This window comes from Ammoniphilus sp. YIM 78166 (assembly GCF_004522215.1).
In the GTDB taxonomy this organism is placed as follows: domain Bacteria; phylum Bacillota; class Bacilli; order Aneurinibacillales; family RAOX-1; genus YIM-78166.
Map to the genome: position 1 here is coordinate 469,583 of NZ_SDLR01000001.1, position 16,486 is coordinate 486,068.

At 43.6% G+C, this 16,486-nt stretch carries 18 protein-coding genes; all 18 read left to right on the forward strand.

Annotated elements, in window-relative coordinates; genetic code table 11:
- Positions 1 to 7 precede the first annotated feature (7 nt).
- The 18 genes from EIZ58_RS02245 to EIZ58_RS02330 all read left to right on the forward strand — a co-directional run bounded on the left by EIZ58_RS02245 (position 8) and on the right by EIZ58_RS02330 (position 16,432).
- Positions 8 to 832 carry a purine-nucleoside phosphorylase gene (locus EIZ58_RS02245; protein ID WP_134698890.1) on the forward strand — a complete coding sequence of 275 codons (825 nt, stop codon included), beginning with the start codon at positions 8 to 10 and terminating at the stop codon, positions 830 to 832.
- Positions 833 to 1,130: 298 nt separating this feature from the next.
- Entirely contained in the window at positions 1,131 to 1,598 is a 468-nt protein-coding gene (locus EIZ58_RS02250; RefSeq protein ID WP_134698891.1) for an Lrp/AsnC family transcriptional regulator, read from the forward strand.
- Positions 1,599 to 1,648: 50 nt separating this feature from the next.
- The gene (locus EIZ58_RS02255; RefSeq protein ID WP_134698892.1) at positions 1,649 to 3,298 is read left to right on the forward strand and encodes a peptide ABC transporter substrate-binding protein; all 1,650 of its coding nucleotides are present in this window, start codon (positions 1,649 to 1,651) and stop codon (positions 3,296 to 3,298) included.
- A gap of 242 nt (positions 3,299 to 3,540) precedes the next feature.
- Positions 3,541 to 4,470, forward strand: coding sequence for an ABC transporter permease (locus tag EIZ58_RS02260; RefSeq protein ID WP_134698893.1), 930 nt, complete (start codon positions 3,541 to 3,543; stop codon positions 4,468 to 4,470).
- A 3-nt stretch (positions 4,471 to 4,473) separates the two neighbouring features.
- Entirely contained in the window at positions 4,474 to 5,400 is a 927-nt protein-coding gene (locus EIZ58_RS02265) for an ABC transporter permease (protein WP_134698894.1), read from the forward strand.
- A 17-nt stretch (positions 5,401 to 5,417) separates the two neighbouring features.
- Positions 5,418 to 6,431 carry an ABC transporter ATP-binding protein gene (locus EIZ58_RS02270; RefSeq protein WP_134698895.1) on the forward strand — a complete coding sequence of 338 codons (1,014 nt, stop codon included), beginning with the start codon at positions 5,418 to 5,420 and terminating at the stop codon, positions 6,429 to 6,431.
- A 16-nt stretch (positions 6,432 to 6,447) separates the two neighbouring features.
- Positions 6,448 to 7,440, forward strand: a complete 993-nt coding sequence (locus tag EIZ58_RS02275; protein ID WP_305033848.1) for an ABC transporter ATP-binding protein — start codon at positions 6,448 to 6,450, stop codon at positions 7,438 to 7,440.
- A gap of 129 nt (positions 7,441 to 7,569) precedes the next feature.
- Complete coding sequence (locus tag EIZ58_RS02280; RefSeq protein ID WP_134698896.1) at positions 7,570 to 8,730, forward strand: D-alanyl-D-alanine carboxypeptidase family protein; 1,161 nt, start codon at positions 7,570 to 7,572, stop codon at positions 8,728 to 8,730.
- Positions 8,731 to 8,835: 105 nt separating this feature from the next.
- The gene (gene spoIIAA / locus EIZ58_RS02285; protein ID WP_134698897.1) at positions 8,836 to 9,186 is read left to right on the forward strand and encodes an anti-sigma F factor antagonist; all 351 of its coding nucleotides are present in this window, start codon (positions 8,836 to 8,838) and stop codon (positions 9,184 to 9,186) included.
- A gap of 1 nt (position 9,187) precedes the next feature.
- On the forward strand, positions 9,188 to 9,634 hold the full coding sequence (gene spoIIAB, locus EIZ58_RS02290) for an anti-sigma F factor (protein ID WP_134698898.1): 447 nt from the start codon (positions 9,188 to 9,190) through the stop codon (positions 9,632 to 9,634).
- A 15-nt stretch (positions 9,635 to 9,649) separates the two neighbouring features.
- The gene (gene sigF, locus EIZ58_RS02295; RefSeq protein WP_134698899.1) at positions 9,650 to 10,405 is read left to right on the forward strand and encodes an RNA polymerase sporulation sigma factor SigF; all 756 of its coding nucleotides are present in this window, start codon (positions 9,650 to 9,652) and stop codon (positions 10,403 to 10,405) included.
- A 94-nt stretch (positions 10,406 to 10,499) separates the two neighbouring features.
- Positions 10,500 to 10,982 (forward strand): stage V sporulation protein AC, encoded by a 483-nt coding sequence (gene spoVAC / locus EIZ58_RS02300; RefSeq protein ID WP_134698900.1) that lies wholly within the window; start codon positions 10,500 to 10,502, stop codon positions 10,980 to 10,982.
- A gap of 18 nt (positions 10,983 to 11,000) precedes the next feature.
- The gene (spoVAD, locus tag EIZ58_RS02305; protein ID WP_370297595.1) at positions 11,001 to 12,020 is read left to right on the forward strand and encodes a stage V sporulation protein AD; all 1,020 of its coding nucleotides are present in this window, start codon (positions 11,001 to 11,003) and stop codon (positions 12,018 to 12,020) included.
- Positions 12,017 to 12,370 carry a stage V sporulation protein AE gene (gene spoVAE / locus EIZ58_RS02310; protein ID WP_134698902.1) on the forward strand — a complete coding sequence of 118 codons (354 nt, stop codon included), beginning with the start codon at positions 12,017 to 12,019 and terminating at the stop codon, positions 12,368 to 12,370. Before spoVAD ends, spoVAE begins: the two co-directional genes overlap by 4 nt.
- A gap of 5 nt (positions 12,371 to 12,375) precedes the next feature.
- On the forward strand, positions 12,376 to 12,966 hold the full coding sequence (gene spoVAEA, locus EIZ58_RS02315; RefSeq protein ID WP_134698903.1) for a stage V sporulation protein SpoVABEA: 591 nt from the start codon (positions 12,376 to 12,378) through the stop codon (positions 12,964 to 12,966).
- On the forward strand, positions 12,947 to 14,464 hold the full coding sequence (locus tag EIZ58_RS02320; RefSeq protein WP_134698904.1) for a spore germination protein: 1,518 nt from the start codon (positions 12,947 to 12,949) through the stop codon (positions 14,462 to 14,464). Before spoVAEA ends, EIZ58_RS02320 begins: the two co-directional genes overlap by 20 nt.
- Before the next feature lie 102 nt (positions 14,465 to 14,566).
- Entirely contained in the window at positions 14,567 to 15,889 is a 1,323-nt protein-coding gene (lysA, locus tag EIZ58_RS02325; protein ID WP_134698905.1) for a diaminopimelate decarboxylase, read from the forward strand.
- Positions 15,890 to 15,994: 105 nt separating this feature from the next.
- Positions 15,995 to 16,432: a peptidylprolyl isomerase gene (locus EIZ58_RS02330; RefSeq protein ID WP_134698906.1), complete on the forward strand. Its 438-nt coding sequence runs from the start codon at positions 15,995 to 15,997 to the stop codon at positions 16,430 to 16,432.
- The last annotated feature ends 54 nt before the right edge of the window (positions 16,433 to 16,486 follow it).

A 16,486-nucleotide genomic window follows, 5' to 3' on the forward strand; every position in this document is an offset into this window, starting at 1 on the left:
TCTGAGAATGCAAAACAGACAACAGAAAATTAACGAGGCTGTACAATATATCCAGAATAAGGTAGGAATAACCCCCTCTATCGGCTTAATTCTTGGCTCCGGTCTTGGGGTGTTAGCGGACGAAATAGAAGGGGCTGTGGCGCTAGATTACCATGAGATTCCTCACTTTCCTACGTCCACAGTGGAGGGTCATGCCGGTCGATTTGTATTTGGTACGCTTCAGGGGAAGCGTGTGGCTGCGATGCAGGGCAGGTTTCATTATTATGAGGGATACGGTATGTCAGAAGTAACGTTTCCCCTTTATGTACTCAAGAGATTGGGGATTGAAACGATCATTATTACGAATGCCGCCGGGGGAATGAACCGCAGCTTTGCTGCAGGGGATCTGATGGTGATCACAGATCACATCAACCTTACTGGTGACAACCCATTAATTGGTCCGAACCTTGCTGAGTTTGGAGCTCGTTTTCCTGATATGTCACAAGCCTACGATAAGAAGTTATCTGCCCTAGCGCTGCTAAAAGCGAAGGAACAGGGAATTTCAATCCAACAGGGTGTCTATGCCGGAATTAGCGGCCCAGCTTATATGACTCCAAGTGAGTTAACCATGCTCGCAAGGGTAGGGGGAGATGCTGTGGGGATGAGCACAGTTCCCGAGGTTATAGTGGCAAGACACTGCGGGCTAAAAATCTTAGGTATCTCCTGTATTACGGATATGGCTATTGGAGAAGAATTGGAGCCATTGTCCCATGAACAAGTAGTTGAAATGGCGAATAAAACGCGTCCTCAATTCATTTCGCTAATGAATGCGGTTATCGCAGAAATTCAATAAAAAAACAATTGAAATCGTGTATTCGCTCTCCGGATTACACGATTTTTTATTCCCCTTGCTAAAGTTCCAATTTTTAAAAAACTAATAATTATACCGTTGTTATCGCTTACATATGTATGGCAATAAGCTTTGGGTTATTTGGTTTGTTTATTAATGCGTGTTTGTGAATGAGTATACACATCAGAAGAACTAAATATATATTTTTTACGAAATGCGTAGAAATTATTGAGGAAAATGTTATAATCGTATTTATGTAAGAGAGAATTTGAGTCATAAACTTAGTACTTGGAGAAATGTTATGAAAAAACTAGACCGTTTAGACTTTGAAATCTTGCAGCTATTACAAGAAGATGGACGCCGTTCTTACACGGAAATGGCCCACTTGCTAGAGGTAAGTGAGGGGACCATTCGTGCACGCATCAACAAGATGCAAGAGGAAGAAGTGTTTGAATTTATTATTCATACCAACCCTAATAGAGTAGGCCTTACTGTCCAAGCCATTATCGGTATAAAGACACAGTTAGGTTTACAAGAAAAAGTAGCGGTAAAGCTTAGAGAATTTCCTTCTGTTCGGTTTATTGGTGCGTTTTCTGGACGGAATGATCTGATAATTCAAGCTTACTTCCGTTCTAATGATGAGTTGGTCCTGTTTGTGAATCACGAACTCTCCAAGATTGAGGGGATTATCTCTGCGGATGTGTCTATAGAGTTAAAACAATATAAAGACTCTTTTTCCTTTATCCGCCCAGATGACTGGGAAGAGTAAGCTCTCGCTAGAAAACAACAACAAGAACACACAATTAAGGGGGTAACAACATGAAAAAACAAACATTCATGAAGATCATGTCTACTGCGATGGTATCAAGTCTATTGCTTACAGCCTGCGGCGGAAATGCTACACCTACCACTTCAGAGAAGCCTGCGGATCAGGGAGCAAAAGAGAAAAACAAAGCACCCCAGCTTCTTCGTTTGAATATCAACAGCGAACCTCCAACTCTTGATCCAGGTCTTGCAGAAGACAGTACATCAGGGACCTTGATCCGTCAAATGTTTGAGGGACTAACCCGGATTGGGGAAGATGAAAATCCGCATCCAGCTGCAGCTGAAAAAATCGATGTGTCAGATGATCTTAAAACCTATACGTTTACCATCCGTGAAAATGCGAAATGGTCAAACGGTGAGCCTGTTACGGCTTATGACTTTGAATTTGCTTGGAAGCGCGTTCTAGATCCAGCGACAGCTGCTAACTATGCGTACCAACTTTATGTGATTAAGAATGCTGAGAAGTTCAACAAAAGTGAGATTAAGGATGTAGCGGAAGTTGGAATCAAGGCTACGGACGAAAGGACCCTAGTGGTAGAGCTTGAGAATCCTACTCCTTACTTCTTAGAATTGACAGCTTTCTATACGTATATGCCTGTTAACAAGAAAGTGGTAGAAGCAAACAAGGACTGGGCGAATGATGCTACAGACAAATATATTTCTAACGGACCGTTCAAGCTAGACAAGTGGGAGCATAACAATGTTGCCGAAATCGTAAAGAATGACCAATATTGGGATGCAGATAAGGTACATCTTGATCGTATTTCCTTTGTAATGATTGAAGATCAAGCCACAGCGTTTAACATGTTTGAAAGCGGAGAGCTTGATTGGGCTGGAGCACCGACTTCCGATCTGCCAACTGATGCGATACCATCCTTGAAAGATCAGGGAAGACTGAATATCTATCCAATCGCAGGTACCTACTGGTACAAGTTCCAAACCGAAAACCCGCCATTTAACAATGCGAAGGTGCGTAAAGCTTTTGCTTATGCCATTGATCGTCAATCCATTATCGACAATGTAACGCAAGCTAACCAACTTCCTGCCATGGGAGCCGTTCCACCAACCATGGGACTTAAAGAAGAAGGGTATTTCAAGGACCATGATGTAGAAACAGCAAAAAAACTGCTGGATGAGGGCCTACAAGAGCTTGGCATGACAAAAGATAAATTAGATATTACCTTAAGCTACAATACGAACGAAGGCCACCAAAAAATAGCCCAAGCTATTCAAGACCAATGGAAGCAAGCCTTCGGAATTGAAGTCAAGCTGCATAACATGGAATGGAAAGTTTACTTGGAAGAAATGCATAAAGGAAACTATCAAATTGGACGTATGGGTTGGCTAGGAGACTTTAATGATCCAATTAACTTCCTAGAGCTTTACAAAGATAAGCTTGGTGGAAACAATGATACCTTCTGGGAAAATGCAGAGTTCCAACGTTTACTGAATGAATCTGCATCTGAGGAAGATCCTGCTAAACGTGACCAATTGTTAGCTCAGGCTGAACAAATCTTGATGGATGAAATGCCGATTGCACCTATCTATTTCTATACGAAATCATATGTTAAGGATGACAAAGTTAAAGGTGTTATGTTGCACGGTCTAGGCGATGTTGATTACAAATATGCCTATATCGAATAGTTTGCTTGGTAATATCTTTCCCTTGTTCACTAGAGTGAGATATGCTAGATTAAGTGAGCGTACGATCAGGAATCTCAACCATACAATAACAAAACTTTAGCAACTAAGAAGTAATTCAGGGTATATGCAGCATGATCAAAAAGGGTTTATTTTGATCTGCCATATACCTTGATTGCTGTTTGAGCAATTCCTGAAAAGTCGAATCTTGTCGAATTAACAGAAAGTTTAGGAGGTGTATTGGGTTGGCACGTTATTTACTGCGACGTTTAATGTTTATGTTCATATCGCTTTTCCTAATAGTTAGCGCCACATTCTTCTTGATGAAGGCCATACCTGGAGATCCTTTTACTTCAGAGAAATCAGTACCAAAGGAAATCCTGGAATCGATGAAAGAGCACTATGGGTTAAATGACCCTCTTCATATTCAATACGTTAAGTATTTAGGTTCTGTAGCTACATGGGATTTGGGACCATCCTTTAAGTATAAAGCGAGAACAGTTAATGATATTATTAACGACGGTTTTCCTGTTTCTTTTACGTTGGGATTATCTGCTTTACTTATAGCTGTAAGCTTTGGTTTAGTACTGGGAGTTATAGCTGCCCTTTACCATAATAAGTGGCAGGATTATACGGCTATGGTTATTGCTGTTTTAGGAATCTCTGTTCCGAGCTTTATTTTGGCGACCTTCTTGCAATATGTATTTGCGATGAAACTAGGCTGGTTCCCAGTGGCCAGATGGGGAACACTGCAGCAAGTCGTTTTGCCGGCCTTTGCTTTATCTGCTCTTCCTATGGCTTTTATTGCCCGTTTAACGCGTTCCAATATGCTTGAAGTACTCGCTCAGGACTATATTAAAACGGCTAAGTCTAAAGGGATGAGTAAATTTACCACAACGTATCGTCATGCTCTGCGTAATGCGTTAATGCCGGTCATTACCTATTTAGGTCCATTATCTGCAAGCATCTTAACTGGAACCTTCGTTATCGAAAGAATTTTTGGTATTCCTGGACTAGGAAGCCATTTTGTTACGAGTATTGGAAATCGTGATTATACAGTGATTATGGGAACGACGGTATTTTACAGTATTATCCTTTTGTTTATGATTCTACTTGTAGACTTAGCTTATGGAATCATTGATCCTAGGATAAAACTCTCCGGAAAGGGGAAATAAATCATGGCACAACCAGTAAAACTAACGAAAGACATGTTCCAACCAATTGAAAAAGATTTAAATAAAGCCGAAGAAATTTCGCGTCCGAGCCTTTCGTTTTGGAAGGATGCTTGGAGGCGTCTAAAAGCAAATAAATTAGCCATGGTTGGTTTATATATCCTTATTGTGCTAGGCTTTATGGCTGCTTTAGGTCCGGTGATTAACGGGTATTCCTATTATGACACCAACTTAAAGCTTAAAAACTTGGCACCTAGCTCTGAGTTCTGGTTTGGTACGGATGACTTGGGGCGTGATATGTTTACTCGTGTCTGGTATGGGGCGCGTATTTCTCTATTCATTGGGATCACGGCTGCAATTATCGACCTTATTATAGGAATTATATGGGGTGGAGTTGCTGCTTTTAACGGTGGAAAAGTAGATGAAATCATGATGCGCATTGCCGACATTCTTTATGGACTGCCATACCTGCTTGTTGTCATTATGTTGATGGTAGTTATGGAGCAAGGTCTCTTTACGATGATTGTGGCCATGACCATAACAGGGTGGATTGGAATGGCTCGTATTGTTCGCGGTCAGATCTTGCAATTAAAAGAGCAAGAATATGTACTGGCTGCTCGTTCGCTAGGAGCTAGTGCTTCTCGCATTCTTTTTAAACACTTAATTCCCAACTCTATGGGACCCATTATTGTTACCATGACCTTAACTGTGCCTTCTGCTATCTTTACTGAGGCCTTCCTAAGCTTCTTGGGACTGGGTGTGCAAGCTCCAATGGCAAGTTGGGGAACGATGGCTAGTGATGGATTAGGGGCGCTGCGTTATTACCCATGGCGATTATTCTTCCCTGCTATTTTCATTAGTATCACGATGCTTGCCTTCAACGTATTAGGAGATGGCTTGCGGGACGCATTGGACCCTCGTCTACGTAAATAACCGGAGGTGAAACGGAAATGGAGAAAATTCTAGAAGTCAAAGACCTGCATGTATCCTTTAACACCTATGCAGGAGAAGTAAAGGCCGTTCGCGGTGTAAACTTCCATGTGAGTAAAGGTGAGTCTGTAGCCATCGTGGGAGAGTCTGGTTGCGGGAAATCGGTTACTTCTCAAACTCTAATGAGATTGATTCCAATGCCTCCAGGGGTTATTAAACAAGGGAAAATCCTTTTCCAAGGCGAGGACATTGTCAAAAAGACGGATAAGGAAATGGAAAAAATACGCGGTAAGGAAATGGGGATGATCTTCCAAGATCCAATGACATCCTTGAACCCTACGATGTCGATTGGGCGGCAGATCATGGAGGGGCTAGTTAAACACCAAGGCCTTTCCAAAGCAGAGGCGAAGGAAAGAGCAATTGACATGCTTCGCTTGGTAGGGATTCCTAACCCGGAAGCTCGTGTAGAGCAATATCCTCATGAATTTAGCGGTGGGATGCGTCAACGTGCGATGATTGCCATTGCCTTAGCTTGCGAGCCCAAGCTACTAATCGCGGACGAACCAACAACTGCTTTGGACGTAACGATCCAAGCTCAAATTATGGATCTCATGAAAGATCTTCAGGTAAAAACAGGTACTTCTATTATTCTTATTACGCATGATCTGGGAGTTGTAGCCGAAACCTGTGACCGAGTTGTAGTCATGTATGCTGGACAAGTAATTGAGACCGGAACAGTTAACGAAATATTCTATAGCCCTAAACATCCTTATACCAAAGGCTTGCTGAAGTCAGTGCCTCGATTAGATTTAAAGAAAGATGAACCGCTTATTCCAATTTACGGCACTCCACCGGACTTATTGAACCCGCCAAAGGGGTGTGCGTTCGCGCCTCGTTGTGACTTTGCTATGAAAGTATGTACGGAGTTTGACCCGCAGATGGAGGAAATGAGTACAACCCATAAAGCGGCATGCTGGTTGAACCATCCGATGGCAAAAGAAGTCAACCACAAGAGTGCAGTTGGATCTGAGTAGAAGGGAGGGTTTACTTGTGGCAGTGAAATTTAAAGACGTGAAGCAAACACAAAAGCATAGCGACGTTTTAGTAGAGGTAAAGGGACTTAAAAAGTTTTTCCCTGCGGGGGAATCTGTTGTTAAAGCCGTTAACGACTTGAATTTTGTCATTCATCGCGGAGAAACGCTAGGATTCGTAGGGGAATCAGGCTGCGGAAAGTCTACCGCTGGACGTACAATCCTTCGTTTATATGATGCGACTGAAGGAGAAGTGTTGTTTGAGGGAAGAGATATTCAAAAGCTATCAGCTAGAGAGTTAAAGGAATCGCGCAAGGAAATTCAGATGATCTTCCAAGATCCATACGCTTCATTAAACCCAAGAATGACAGTAGGAGATATTATTGGTGAGCCTTTAGATATTCATGGATTAGCTAAAGGGGAAAAAAGAAAAGAGCGTATTCAAGAGCTTTTGAAGCTGGTCGGATTGAATCCAGAGCATATCAACCGCTTCCCGCATGAATTCAGCGGCGGACAGCGCCAAAGGATTGGGATTGCTCGTGCGCTTGCTGTCGAGCCTAAGTTTATTATCTGTGACGAACCAATCTCTGCACTTGATGTTTCAATTCAAGCTCAAGTCGTTAACCTGCTAAAAGAATTGCAAAATAAAATGGGACTTACCTATTTATTTATTGCTCACGATTTATCCATGGTTAAGCATATTAGTGACCGTGTAGCCGTTATGTATCTAGGAAAGATGGTAGAGTTGGCCTCTAGTGAGAATCTTTATGCTGAGCCTCTACATCCATATTCCGAAGCGCTATTGTCTGCTATTCCCATTCCAGACCCTGAGCTAGAAAAGAGCCGTGAAAGAATTGTATTGCAAGGCGATGTTCCAAGCCCGATGAACCCGCCGTCTGGTTGTCATTTCCGAACTCGTTGTCCGAAGGTGATGGACATCTGTTCGAAGGTGGAGCCGGAGTGGAAAGAGGTTAAGCCAGGTCATTTTACGGCATGTCATATTTATTACTAAGCGAGAAAGTTCTGCTATGCAGAGCTTTCTTTTTTTGTATCGGGGTTGGTATATTTAACCATTCGTTAGGCCAGACTAGAATTGAAATGCACCTAAACTCTTTGTTTATTCTAGTTTGGAGGGAGATTTATGCAAAACAAGGTTGGGCTGTTTGTCGCCATGATGCTATGTTTACTACCTTTTTCCAGTTTTGCTCAGGAATCTGGTGTTGATTTGGCTCCAAATGCAAAATCTGCAATTCTGGTAGAAGTAGACACAGGAACTGTGATCTACGAAAAGAATTCACATGAAAAATTGCCGCCGGCCAGTATTACGAAGGTTATGACAATGCTATTGATTATGGAAGCTATTGACAGAGGTGAGCTTAAGCTTACAGACAAGGTGCGTACAAGTGAATATGCCGCTTCCATGGGAGGTTCGCAAATTTTCCTTGAACCAGGCGAAATGATGAGTGTGGAAGAAATGATTAAAGGGATAGCCATTGCTTCAGGAAATGATGCTTCCGTTGCTATGGCAGAACACCTTGGAGGAACCGAGCAGGGCTTTGTCACGAAGATGAATCAACGTGTCAAGGAACTTGGGTTGCAAAATACCAATTTTGCCAATACAAATGGCTTACCTGCTGAAAATCATTATTCTACAGCTCATGACATCGCGATGATGTCACGTGAATTGCTAAAGCATGAACAAATAACAAAATATACGAGTTTATACCAAGATTATCTACGTAAAGATTCGAGTAAGCCATTTTGGCTGGTGAATACAAATAAACTAGTGCGCTTCTATCCAGGGGCGGATGGACTGAAAACCGGTTATACATCGGAAGCAAAATACTGTCTGACAGCCACAGCGAAAAGGGATAATATGCGAGTCGTTGCCGTTGTCATGGGCGAGCCGGACTCTAAGACACGCAACAAAGAGATCACCTCGATGTTCGACTATGCTTTTTCTCAATACCAATCCTTCCCCATGGTTAAAAAAGGGGATGTGATTGCTCAAGTGGAAGTGAACAAGGGCTCCGTAGACAAAATGAATCTGGTGGCACCGCAGCAATTTGGAATTCTTGCCAAAAAAGGTGAGAAAGCAGAGGACTTTGAGAAAGAGATCATCGTGAAGGAAAAAGTTGTCGCTCCGATTAGACAAGGTGAAGTTCTGGGTGAAATGATCATTCGTAAACAAGGTACTGAAGTAGCTAAGCTTACTCTAGTTGCCGAAGCGAACGTGGAAAAAGCAACTTGGTGGCAGCTTATGAAGCGAAGCACCAAGCGATTGTTCATGATCCAGGAATAGCGACAAGATTTCTCGCTTTTTTTCTAGTTTTGTCGACTGGCAGGAATTACCTCATCCCTTGTAGAAACATACGGGTAAGACGGAAACTACAAGGAGTGAATGGAATTGAGTTTGCATATTGATCTAGATGTGTTATCGAATGTGCTCATTGTCCGCTTGAGCGGCGAGCTTGATCATCATACAGCTGAGAAGCTGAAACAGCAGATGGAGGATAAGATCCTTAGGGGCAATGTGCAAAATATCGTTCTAAGCCTAGAACACCTCCACTTTATGGACAGCTCTGGTCTTGGGGTTATTTTAGGGAGATACAAACAGATAACTGGACGCGGTGGTGAGATGGTCGTATGCTCCATTAACCCTCTGATCTATCGATTATTTGAGTTATCTGGACTCTTTAAAATTATCAAGATCCGAGAAAATGAAGGCGAAGCACTTCAGCTGTTGGGGGTGGCTTAATATGCAGAACCAAAACTATATGAGAATTGAGTTTTCAGCTAGAAGCGAGAACGAAGCCTTCGCAAGGGTAGCGGTAGCCTCTTTTGTGTCCAAGCTTCATCTCACATTGGACGAGCTCGAGGAAATTAAAACAGCGGTGTCAGAGGCCGTAACCAATGCGATTATTCATGGGTACGAAGAAAATGCGGATCAATTAGTGACGATCGTTACTCATTACAATGATGAGTATATTGAAGTTATGATCGAAGATAAAGGTATTGGAATTGATAATATTGACGAGGCAAGACAGCCGCTCTTCACGACGAAGCCCGAGCTGGAACGTTCTGGCATGGGCTTTACCATCATGGAAAACTTCATGGATTCTGTAGAGATCCTAACAGGGGCTAACGTGGGCACAAGAGTCACCTTGAGGAAAAATTTAGTTAAAAATCAAGCACTTTGCAACTAGTAGGGAGATATGCCTATGGAGACAGACGTACGAAACGCTAATCATCCCTATTTGAGTGACGAAGAAGTCAAGAGGCTGATCGAACAAAGTCAGAATGGGGATCAGGGTGCTCGTGAAAAACTGGTCAATTGCAATATCCGTTTGGTATGGTCAGTTGTACAGCGTTTCCTTAATCGCGGGTATGAAGCAGATGATCTGTTCCAGATAGGTTGCATTGGCCTCCTGAAGGCAGTGGACAAGTTTGATTTGTCTTATGATGTGAAATTTTCAACCTATGCGGTACCCATGATTATCGGTGAAATCCAACGGTTTCTTCGCGATGACGGAACATTGAAGGTAAGCCGCTCCTTAAAGGAAATGGCAAATAAGGTAAGAAGAGCTAAGGATGATTTATCCAAAAAGATTGGGAGAATCCCCACGATTGTAGAAATTGCAGATGAACTTGGTGTTACCCCAGAGGAAGTGGTGTTTGCTCAAGAAGCCAACCGCGCTCCTTCTTCCATTCACGAAACTGTTTTTGAGAATGACGGAGATCCGATTACATTAATGGATCAGATTTCTGACAGTGATGAAGGAAAATGGTTCGATAAAATGGCTTTAAAAGAGGCAATCAACAAGCTTTCTGAAAGAGAAAGACTTATTGTTTTTCTTCGATACTTTAGGGATCAGACTCAGTCTGAAGTCGCTGATCGACTTGGGATATCCCAGGTTCAAGTATCAAGGCTAGAAAAGAAGATATTGAAGACAATCAAAGACCAAATCGAGATCTAATCTCGGTTTGGTTTTTTTTTACGCTTATACTGCAAGCTGGATCGAGGAACGCTATCCCTTACAATCACCTAGAAGATAGCGAGGTTTGTAAACTATGGCTGGCAACCAATCAATGCAAAAGACAGGATGGAAATGGTCAAAGGATGGATATGCAAAGCATGCACAACAATACAAGCCCAAGAAGCCCGTCGCCTTCAATTGCTTTAAGGCCTTTACCATAGGAGGCTTGATCTGTGCCTTGGGTCAAGGAATAACCAATTTCTATATCGCGTTTTTTGGATTTACTGAACAAAACGCTGGCAATCCTACGGTTGCCACCCTCATATTCCTGGCGGTCCTTCTTACAGGCTTAGGGGTCTATGATAACATTGGTCAATTTGCTGGTGCAGGATCCGCTGTACCTGTAACGGGCTTTGCCAATTCAATAGCATCGGCAGCCATTGAGCATCGAAGTGAGGGCTGGGTGCTTGGGGTTGGCGGAAACATGTTTAAATTAGCAGGTGCTGTTATTGTATATGGCGTCGTAGCAGCCTTTCTTGTTGCTTTACTGAAAACGCTCTGGTTATTCATTTTTTAAAAGGAGGAGGGATTTTTGGTGAGCCATTTACCGCGCGTAAGCCGGCAGACGTGGAGATTCAGAAAAGATATCCGGATCCTTGGCTCAGGAGTCGCGACGGGTCCATTAGAAGGGGACGGCCCCTTAGGAAAAGAGTTTGACTGCGTGTTTCAAGATAATTATGCACACGAAGATTCCTGGGAAAAGGCAGAGCGCAAAATGTTGGGCAAAGCCGTTGATGCCGCGCTTCAGAAGGCCAGCCTTACGGGAGAGGACATTGATGTGATGCTCGCAGGAGACTTGCTGAACCAGATTATTACCTCCAATTATACGGCACGAGGACTTGATCTTCCCCTTCTCGGCTTATTCGGAGCATGCTCCACTTCCATGGAGGGGTTAGCGATTGCTGCTTCTCTTGTAGAGGGAGGGTTTGTCCGTCATGCCTTAACCGGTTGCAGCAGCCATAATTCTACGGCTGAACGCCAGTTTCGATATCCAACGGAATATGGGGGGCAGAAACCACCCTATGCCCAGTGGACGGTTACTGGTGCCGGAGCATCTGTCGTTGGCTTAGGGAGCTCTGGACCTAGAATCACTCACGCCACCATTGGGAAAGTAGTCGATATGGGAATTAAAGATCCGTTTGATATGGGAACCGCGATGGCGCCTGCAGCCGCAGATACCATTATGAAGCATTTTCAAGATCTTAATCGAACCCCGGATCATTATGACCTTATTGTGACGGGGGATTTGGGAAAAGTGGGATATGCGATTCTTAAAGACATGCTAAAGGATGCAGGTTATGAGATGTCACCGCATTACCGGGATTGCGGGATGATGATTTATCGGCAGGATCAAGACGTATTCTCAGGAGGAAGCGGCTGTGCCTCAAGTGCTGTTGTTACCTATAGCCACATTGTGAATGGGCTATGCAGCGGTAAATACCAAAAAGTTTTGGTTGTAGCCACAGGAGCATTGTTCAGTCCGGTCAGCTTCCAGCAAGGAGAGTCCATTCCTTGTATAGCACACGGAGTTGCGATGGAAAGGGTGTTAGTATGAGTGAATACTTTATTGCCTTCTTAGTTGGTGGTTTGATTTGTTTAATTGGACAGTTGATGTTGGATCTGACGAAGATGACACCAGCTCATGTAATGAGTACGTTGGTTGTCACAGGGGTTGTTTTGGATGGTTTAGGCTTGTACGATCCATTGATTGACTTTGCAGGGGCAGGTGCCACCGTACCGATTACGAGCTTCGGGCATGCTTTATACCACGGGGCTTGGGCAGAAGCAGAGAAAAATGGCTTAATCGGCATTGTAACTGGAATATTCGAAGTGCCTAGTGCGGGGATTTCTTCAGCCATTGTTTTTGGCTTTCTTGGTGCTCTAGTCTTTAAACCGAAGGGATGATAGAGATGAAGGAAAAAGTCAAACGAGATATCATTATCATAACCGATGGCGATCAAGTAGCTCAGAAGGCCGTGGAAGTGGTAGCGCAAAATATTGGCGGCCGTTGTATTTCCAGATCGGCAGGCAATCCCACGCCCTTGAGTGGAGAGGAGATTGTCGAGCAAGTGATGAGAGCAAAATACGATCCGGTTCTGGTGATGTTTGATGATAATGGAAACGGCAGCGAGGGCGATGGAGAAAGAGCATTGGAAATTGTGGCCAATCATCCTGATGTCAATGTGTTAGGAATTGTCGCGGTAGCGTCTAACACTCCCATGGTGGACGGCGTAGATGTTGATACTTGCGTGAATCTAGACGCTCAGGAAACCGAATGTTCCGTGGATAAGGACGGAGTAGAACACTGCGATTCCAAAACACATATCAACGGGGATACCGTGGACATCCTTAGTCGTATCAATGCTCCTATCGTGGTCGGTGTGGGGGATATCGGTAAAATGCATGGGAGAGATCATTTTACACACGGAGCTCCCGTAACAACGAAAGCGGTAGAGATTATATTAGAGAGGAGCGGATATTATGGCCATCAGAACTCCTGAGAAAACCAAGCGAAAACAGGCTGAGGATCTGACGGTGGCAGACAAAAAAGATCTAAAGTTTTTTAAAAAGCTGGAACTCAACAAGAAAATCTTAAATGAGCGCATTAGCTCTGAGGTTAGCTATGATATGAAATGCCGCGAAATGAACTTTGCGGAAAAAGATATCGCCATTTTTTATACCAACGGTCTGATCGATACGAATCTGATGACGATAATTGCCAATGTCATGACCGACCTGAAGCGTGAAGAAGTCGTTCCTAATACTCTGAAGCAGTTTTTAGAGCGATACGCCACGCATATGTCGGTCGAAACGGTTGAAACCTTTGATGAGGCTATAGATAAACTATTGTCAGGGGTGGTACTGTTTCTCATTGAAGATGAGGATAAGGCTCTTCTCATCGATGCTCGCAGCTATCCTGGCAGAAGTCCCGCAGAGCCAGATACAGAACGGGTGGTTCGAGGCTCTCGGGATGGCTTTATCGAGAATATTGTAGTGAATACCGCCTTAACGAGACGTCGAATTCGCGACGAAAGATTGCGTATGGAAATGGTTCAAGTAGGAACACGTTCCAAGACTGATGTTTGTATTGCCTATCTCGATGATGTTGCAGATCCAGGCTTAGTGGAGCTGCTGAAAGAACGAATACAGAACATTCAAATCGATGGGGTCCCCATGGCCGAGAAAACCATCGAAGAGTTTATTGTTGGTCGAAACTGGAACCCGTATCCGCTTGTCCGGTATACAGAAAGACCGGATGTCGCTGCTTCTCACTTATTAGAAGGGCATGTCCTCGTTTATGTGGATACGTCGCCGAGTGTCATGATTACCCCTACGACGATGTTTCACCATGTGCAACATGCGGAGGAATATCGTCAAACACCGATTGCAGGAGCTTATTTGCGCTGGGTTAGATTTTTAGGGATTTTTTCTTCCTTATTTTTACTCCCCGTCTGGCTATTTTATGCACTGAATAAAGGTTATTTACCTGCAGAGCTAGCCTTTATAGGACCAAAGGAAACGGGAGAGATCCCTATTTTTTGGCAATTTATCTTTGCTGAAGTGGGCTTAGACCTCATGCGGCTTGCAGCCGTACATACCCCTTCACCATTAGCTACTGCGATGGGCTTAATTGCGGCTATATTAATTGGAGACGTAGCCATTAGTGTAGGTTTGTTTATGCCTGAAACGATTCTTTATTTGGCCGTGGCGGCCATTGGGATGTTTGCTACTCCCAGCTATGAGCTAAGTTTAGCGAACCGTATAGTGAGGTTGCTGCTCCTGACCTTAGTATTTTCCTTTGGCATTCCAGGATTAGTTGGAGGCATTACGCTGTTTATCATCGTGCTGGCTTCAACTACCTCCTTAAACACACCTTATTTATGGCCATTTATCCCTTTTAACTGGAATGGAATGAAAAATATTATCTTACGTATGTCCGTACCATCCATGAAAGAACGACCCAGTATCGTTCACCCTCAAAACAACAACAGGCAGTAAGTTAGTAATGTTTACAACTTAGGCAAGTGGGTTGTCACTTCTTCAGTGGAGTGGTATATTTTATAGATATATAAGTTTGTAGCATGGGGAGGGGATAGGAACGTGTACCTTCATGGAACCAGTAAAATTAATGAACAAGGCCACCTGGTCATTGGTGGCTGCGATACAATAGAGCTCACGAAACAATATGGTACTCCTTTGTTTGTTTACGATGAGCAGCTGATCCGTCAAAAGTGTAGAGATTTTATTCAAGCCTTTCACCAATCAGGGTTTTCTTTTCAAGTAGCCTATGCGAGCAAAGCCTTTATGTCTATGGCGATGTGCCGATTAATCGCAGAAGAAGGACTTTCTCTTGATGTTGTATCTGGTGGCGAGCTATATACCGCTCTTAAAGCGAATTTTCCCGCCGAGCGGATTCACTTTCATGGCAACAACAAGACTGTAGAGGAGCTGGAGATGGCTCTTGATGCGGAGATTGGATGCTTCGTAGTCGACAATTTTTACGAACTTGACTTGCTGCATGCCCTAGCGAAAGATCAGAAAAAGAAAGTCAACATTCTTCTTCGCTTAACACCAGGTGTTTCTGCCCATACGCACGAGTATATCTCTACAGGGCAAGACGACTCCAAGTTCGGATTTAGTGTCACAACAGGTCAAGCTATGGAAGCGATGAAGAAGGCGTTAACGATGGACTCCTTCCATGTTCTTGGAATCCATTCCCATATCGGCTCTCAGATTTTTGAGACGATTGGCTTTGTCGGAGCAGTGACAAAGCTTTCCGAGTTTCTCTTTGAGCTTAAGCAGCAAACGAGTTACGAGGTGCAAGTACTGAATCTAGGAGGAGGGTTCGGTATTCGTTATACCGAGGAAGATACCCCTCTTCAGGCGGCTGAATATATTCATCCTATTCTTCATGAGGTACGTACGCAGTTTCAAGCTGCAGACTATACGCTACCGGAAATTTGGATTGAGCCAGGTCGCAGCATTGTAGGGGATGCTGGTACCACTTTGTATAAAATAGGGTCCATTAAGACCATCCCGGGCATTCGCAAGTATGTTTCAGTGGATGGCGGAATGACGGACAATATTCGTCCAGCTCTATATCAATCCCGCTATGAAGCCATGCTTGCCAATCGAGCGATGGAAGCAACAGAAGAATTGGTTTCCATTGCTGGCAAGTGTTGCGAATCCGGTGATATGTTGATCTGGGATATCGAATTACCTACCATCTCTTCAGGAGATATTCTTGCTGTCTCCTGCACAGGGGCTTACGGTTATGCCATGGCCAACAATTATAACCGGATTGCAAGACCTGCAGTCCTATTTGTTAAAGATGGCCATGCCGAAGTGATCGTTGAACGCGAAACCTATGATGACCTGATTCAGAAAGACCGAATCCCTTCTAGTATGTTAGCCTCTAAATAATTTTATGGAAAACCAGCATATTTTGTGCTGGTTTTCTTTTTGTTGACATTTATCGTATAATTAATAGGTATGTTTTACATATCGCCAAAAGGAGTGGAAGTACATATGAGTAAATATGCATTAATTGACATGGAAAATGGTGGACAAGTTAAAATCCAGCTTCACGAAAAAGAAGCTCCAGGAACCGTAGGAAACTTTGAAAAGCTGGCAAATGAAGGATTTTATAACGGTCTAACGTTCCACCGTGTTATTCCAGGCTTCGTAGCCCAAGGCGGATGCCCACACGGAACAGGTACAGGCGGACCTGGTTACACCATCCCTTGTGAAACAGCAGGGAACCCTCATAAGCATGAAAGAGGCGTTCTGGCCATGGCGCATGCTGGGAAAAACACGGGAGGAAGCCAATTCTACCTTACGTACGACGCTTTCCCTCATCTTGATGGCGTTCATACCGTGTTTGGTAAGATTGTTGAAGGTATGGATGTAGTGGACAAGATAAAGCAAGGCGATAAGATGAAAGAAGTAAAGGTTGTCGCTGAATAATGGAAGAGAGGTTGTCCTTTTGCTTAGGACAACCTCTTTTTTTCCTATTCATAT

What these genes read in the sequence shown, in the direction of transcription:
- EIZ58_RS02245 (WP_134698890.1), top strand. Translation starts at nt 8, where the DNA reads ATGCAAAACAGACAACAGAAAATTAACGAGGCTGTACAATATATCCAG.
- EIZ58_RS02250 (WP_134698891.1), top strand. Translation starts at nt 1,131, where the DNA reads ATGAAAAAACTAGACCGTTTAGACTTTGAAATCTTGCAGCTATTACAA.
- EIZ58_RS02255 (WP_134698892.1), top strand. Translation starts at nt 1,649, where the DNA reads ATGAAAAAACAAACATTCATGAAGATCATGTCTACTGCGATGGTATCA.
- EIZ58_RS02265 (WP_134698894.1), top strand. Translation starts at nt 4,474, where the DNA reads ATGGCACAACCAGTAAAACTAACGAAAGACATGTTCCAACCAATTGAA.
- EIZ58_RS02270 (WP_134698895.1), top strand. Translation starts at nt 5,418, where the DNA reads ATGGAGAAAATTCTAGAAGTCAAAGACCTGCATGTATCCTTTAACACC.
- EIZ58_RS02280 (WP_134698896.1), top strand. Translation starts at nt 7,570, where the DNA reads ATGCAAAACAAGGTTGGGCTGTTTGTCGCCATGATGCTATGTTTACTA.
- spoIIAB (WP_134698898.1), top strand. Translation starts at nt 9,188, where the DNA reads ATGCAGAACCAAAACTATATGAGAATTGAGTTTTCAGCTAGAAGCGAG.
- sigF (WP_134698899.1), top strand. Translation starts at nt 9,650, where the DNA reads ATGGAGACAGACGTACGAAACGCTAATCATCCCTATTTGAGTGACGAA.
- spoVAC (WP_134698900.1), top strand. Translation starts at nt 10,500, where the DNA reads ATGGCTGGCAACCAATCAATGCAAAAGACAGGATGGAAATGGTCAAAG.
- spoVAE (WP_134698902.1), top strand. Translation starts at nt 12,017, where the DNA reads ATGAGTGAATACTTTATTGCCTTCTTAGTTGGTGGTTTGATTTGTTTA.
- spoVAEA (WP_134698903.1), top strand. Translation starts at nt 12,376, where the DNA reads ATGAAGGAAAAAGTCAAACGAGATATCATTATCATAACCGATGGCGAT.
- EIZ58_RS02320 (WP_134698904.1), top strand. Translation starts at nt 12,947, where the DNA reads ATGGCCATCAGAACTCCTGAGAAAACCAAGCGAAAACAGGCTGAGGAT.
- EIZ58_RS02330 (WP_134698906.1), top strand. Translation starts at nt 15,995, where the DNA reads ATGAGTAAATATGCATTAATTGACATGGAAAATGGTGGACAAGTTAAA.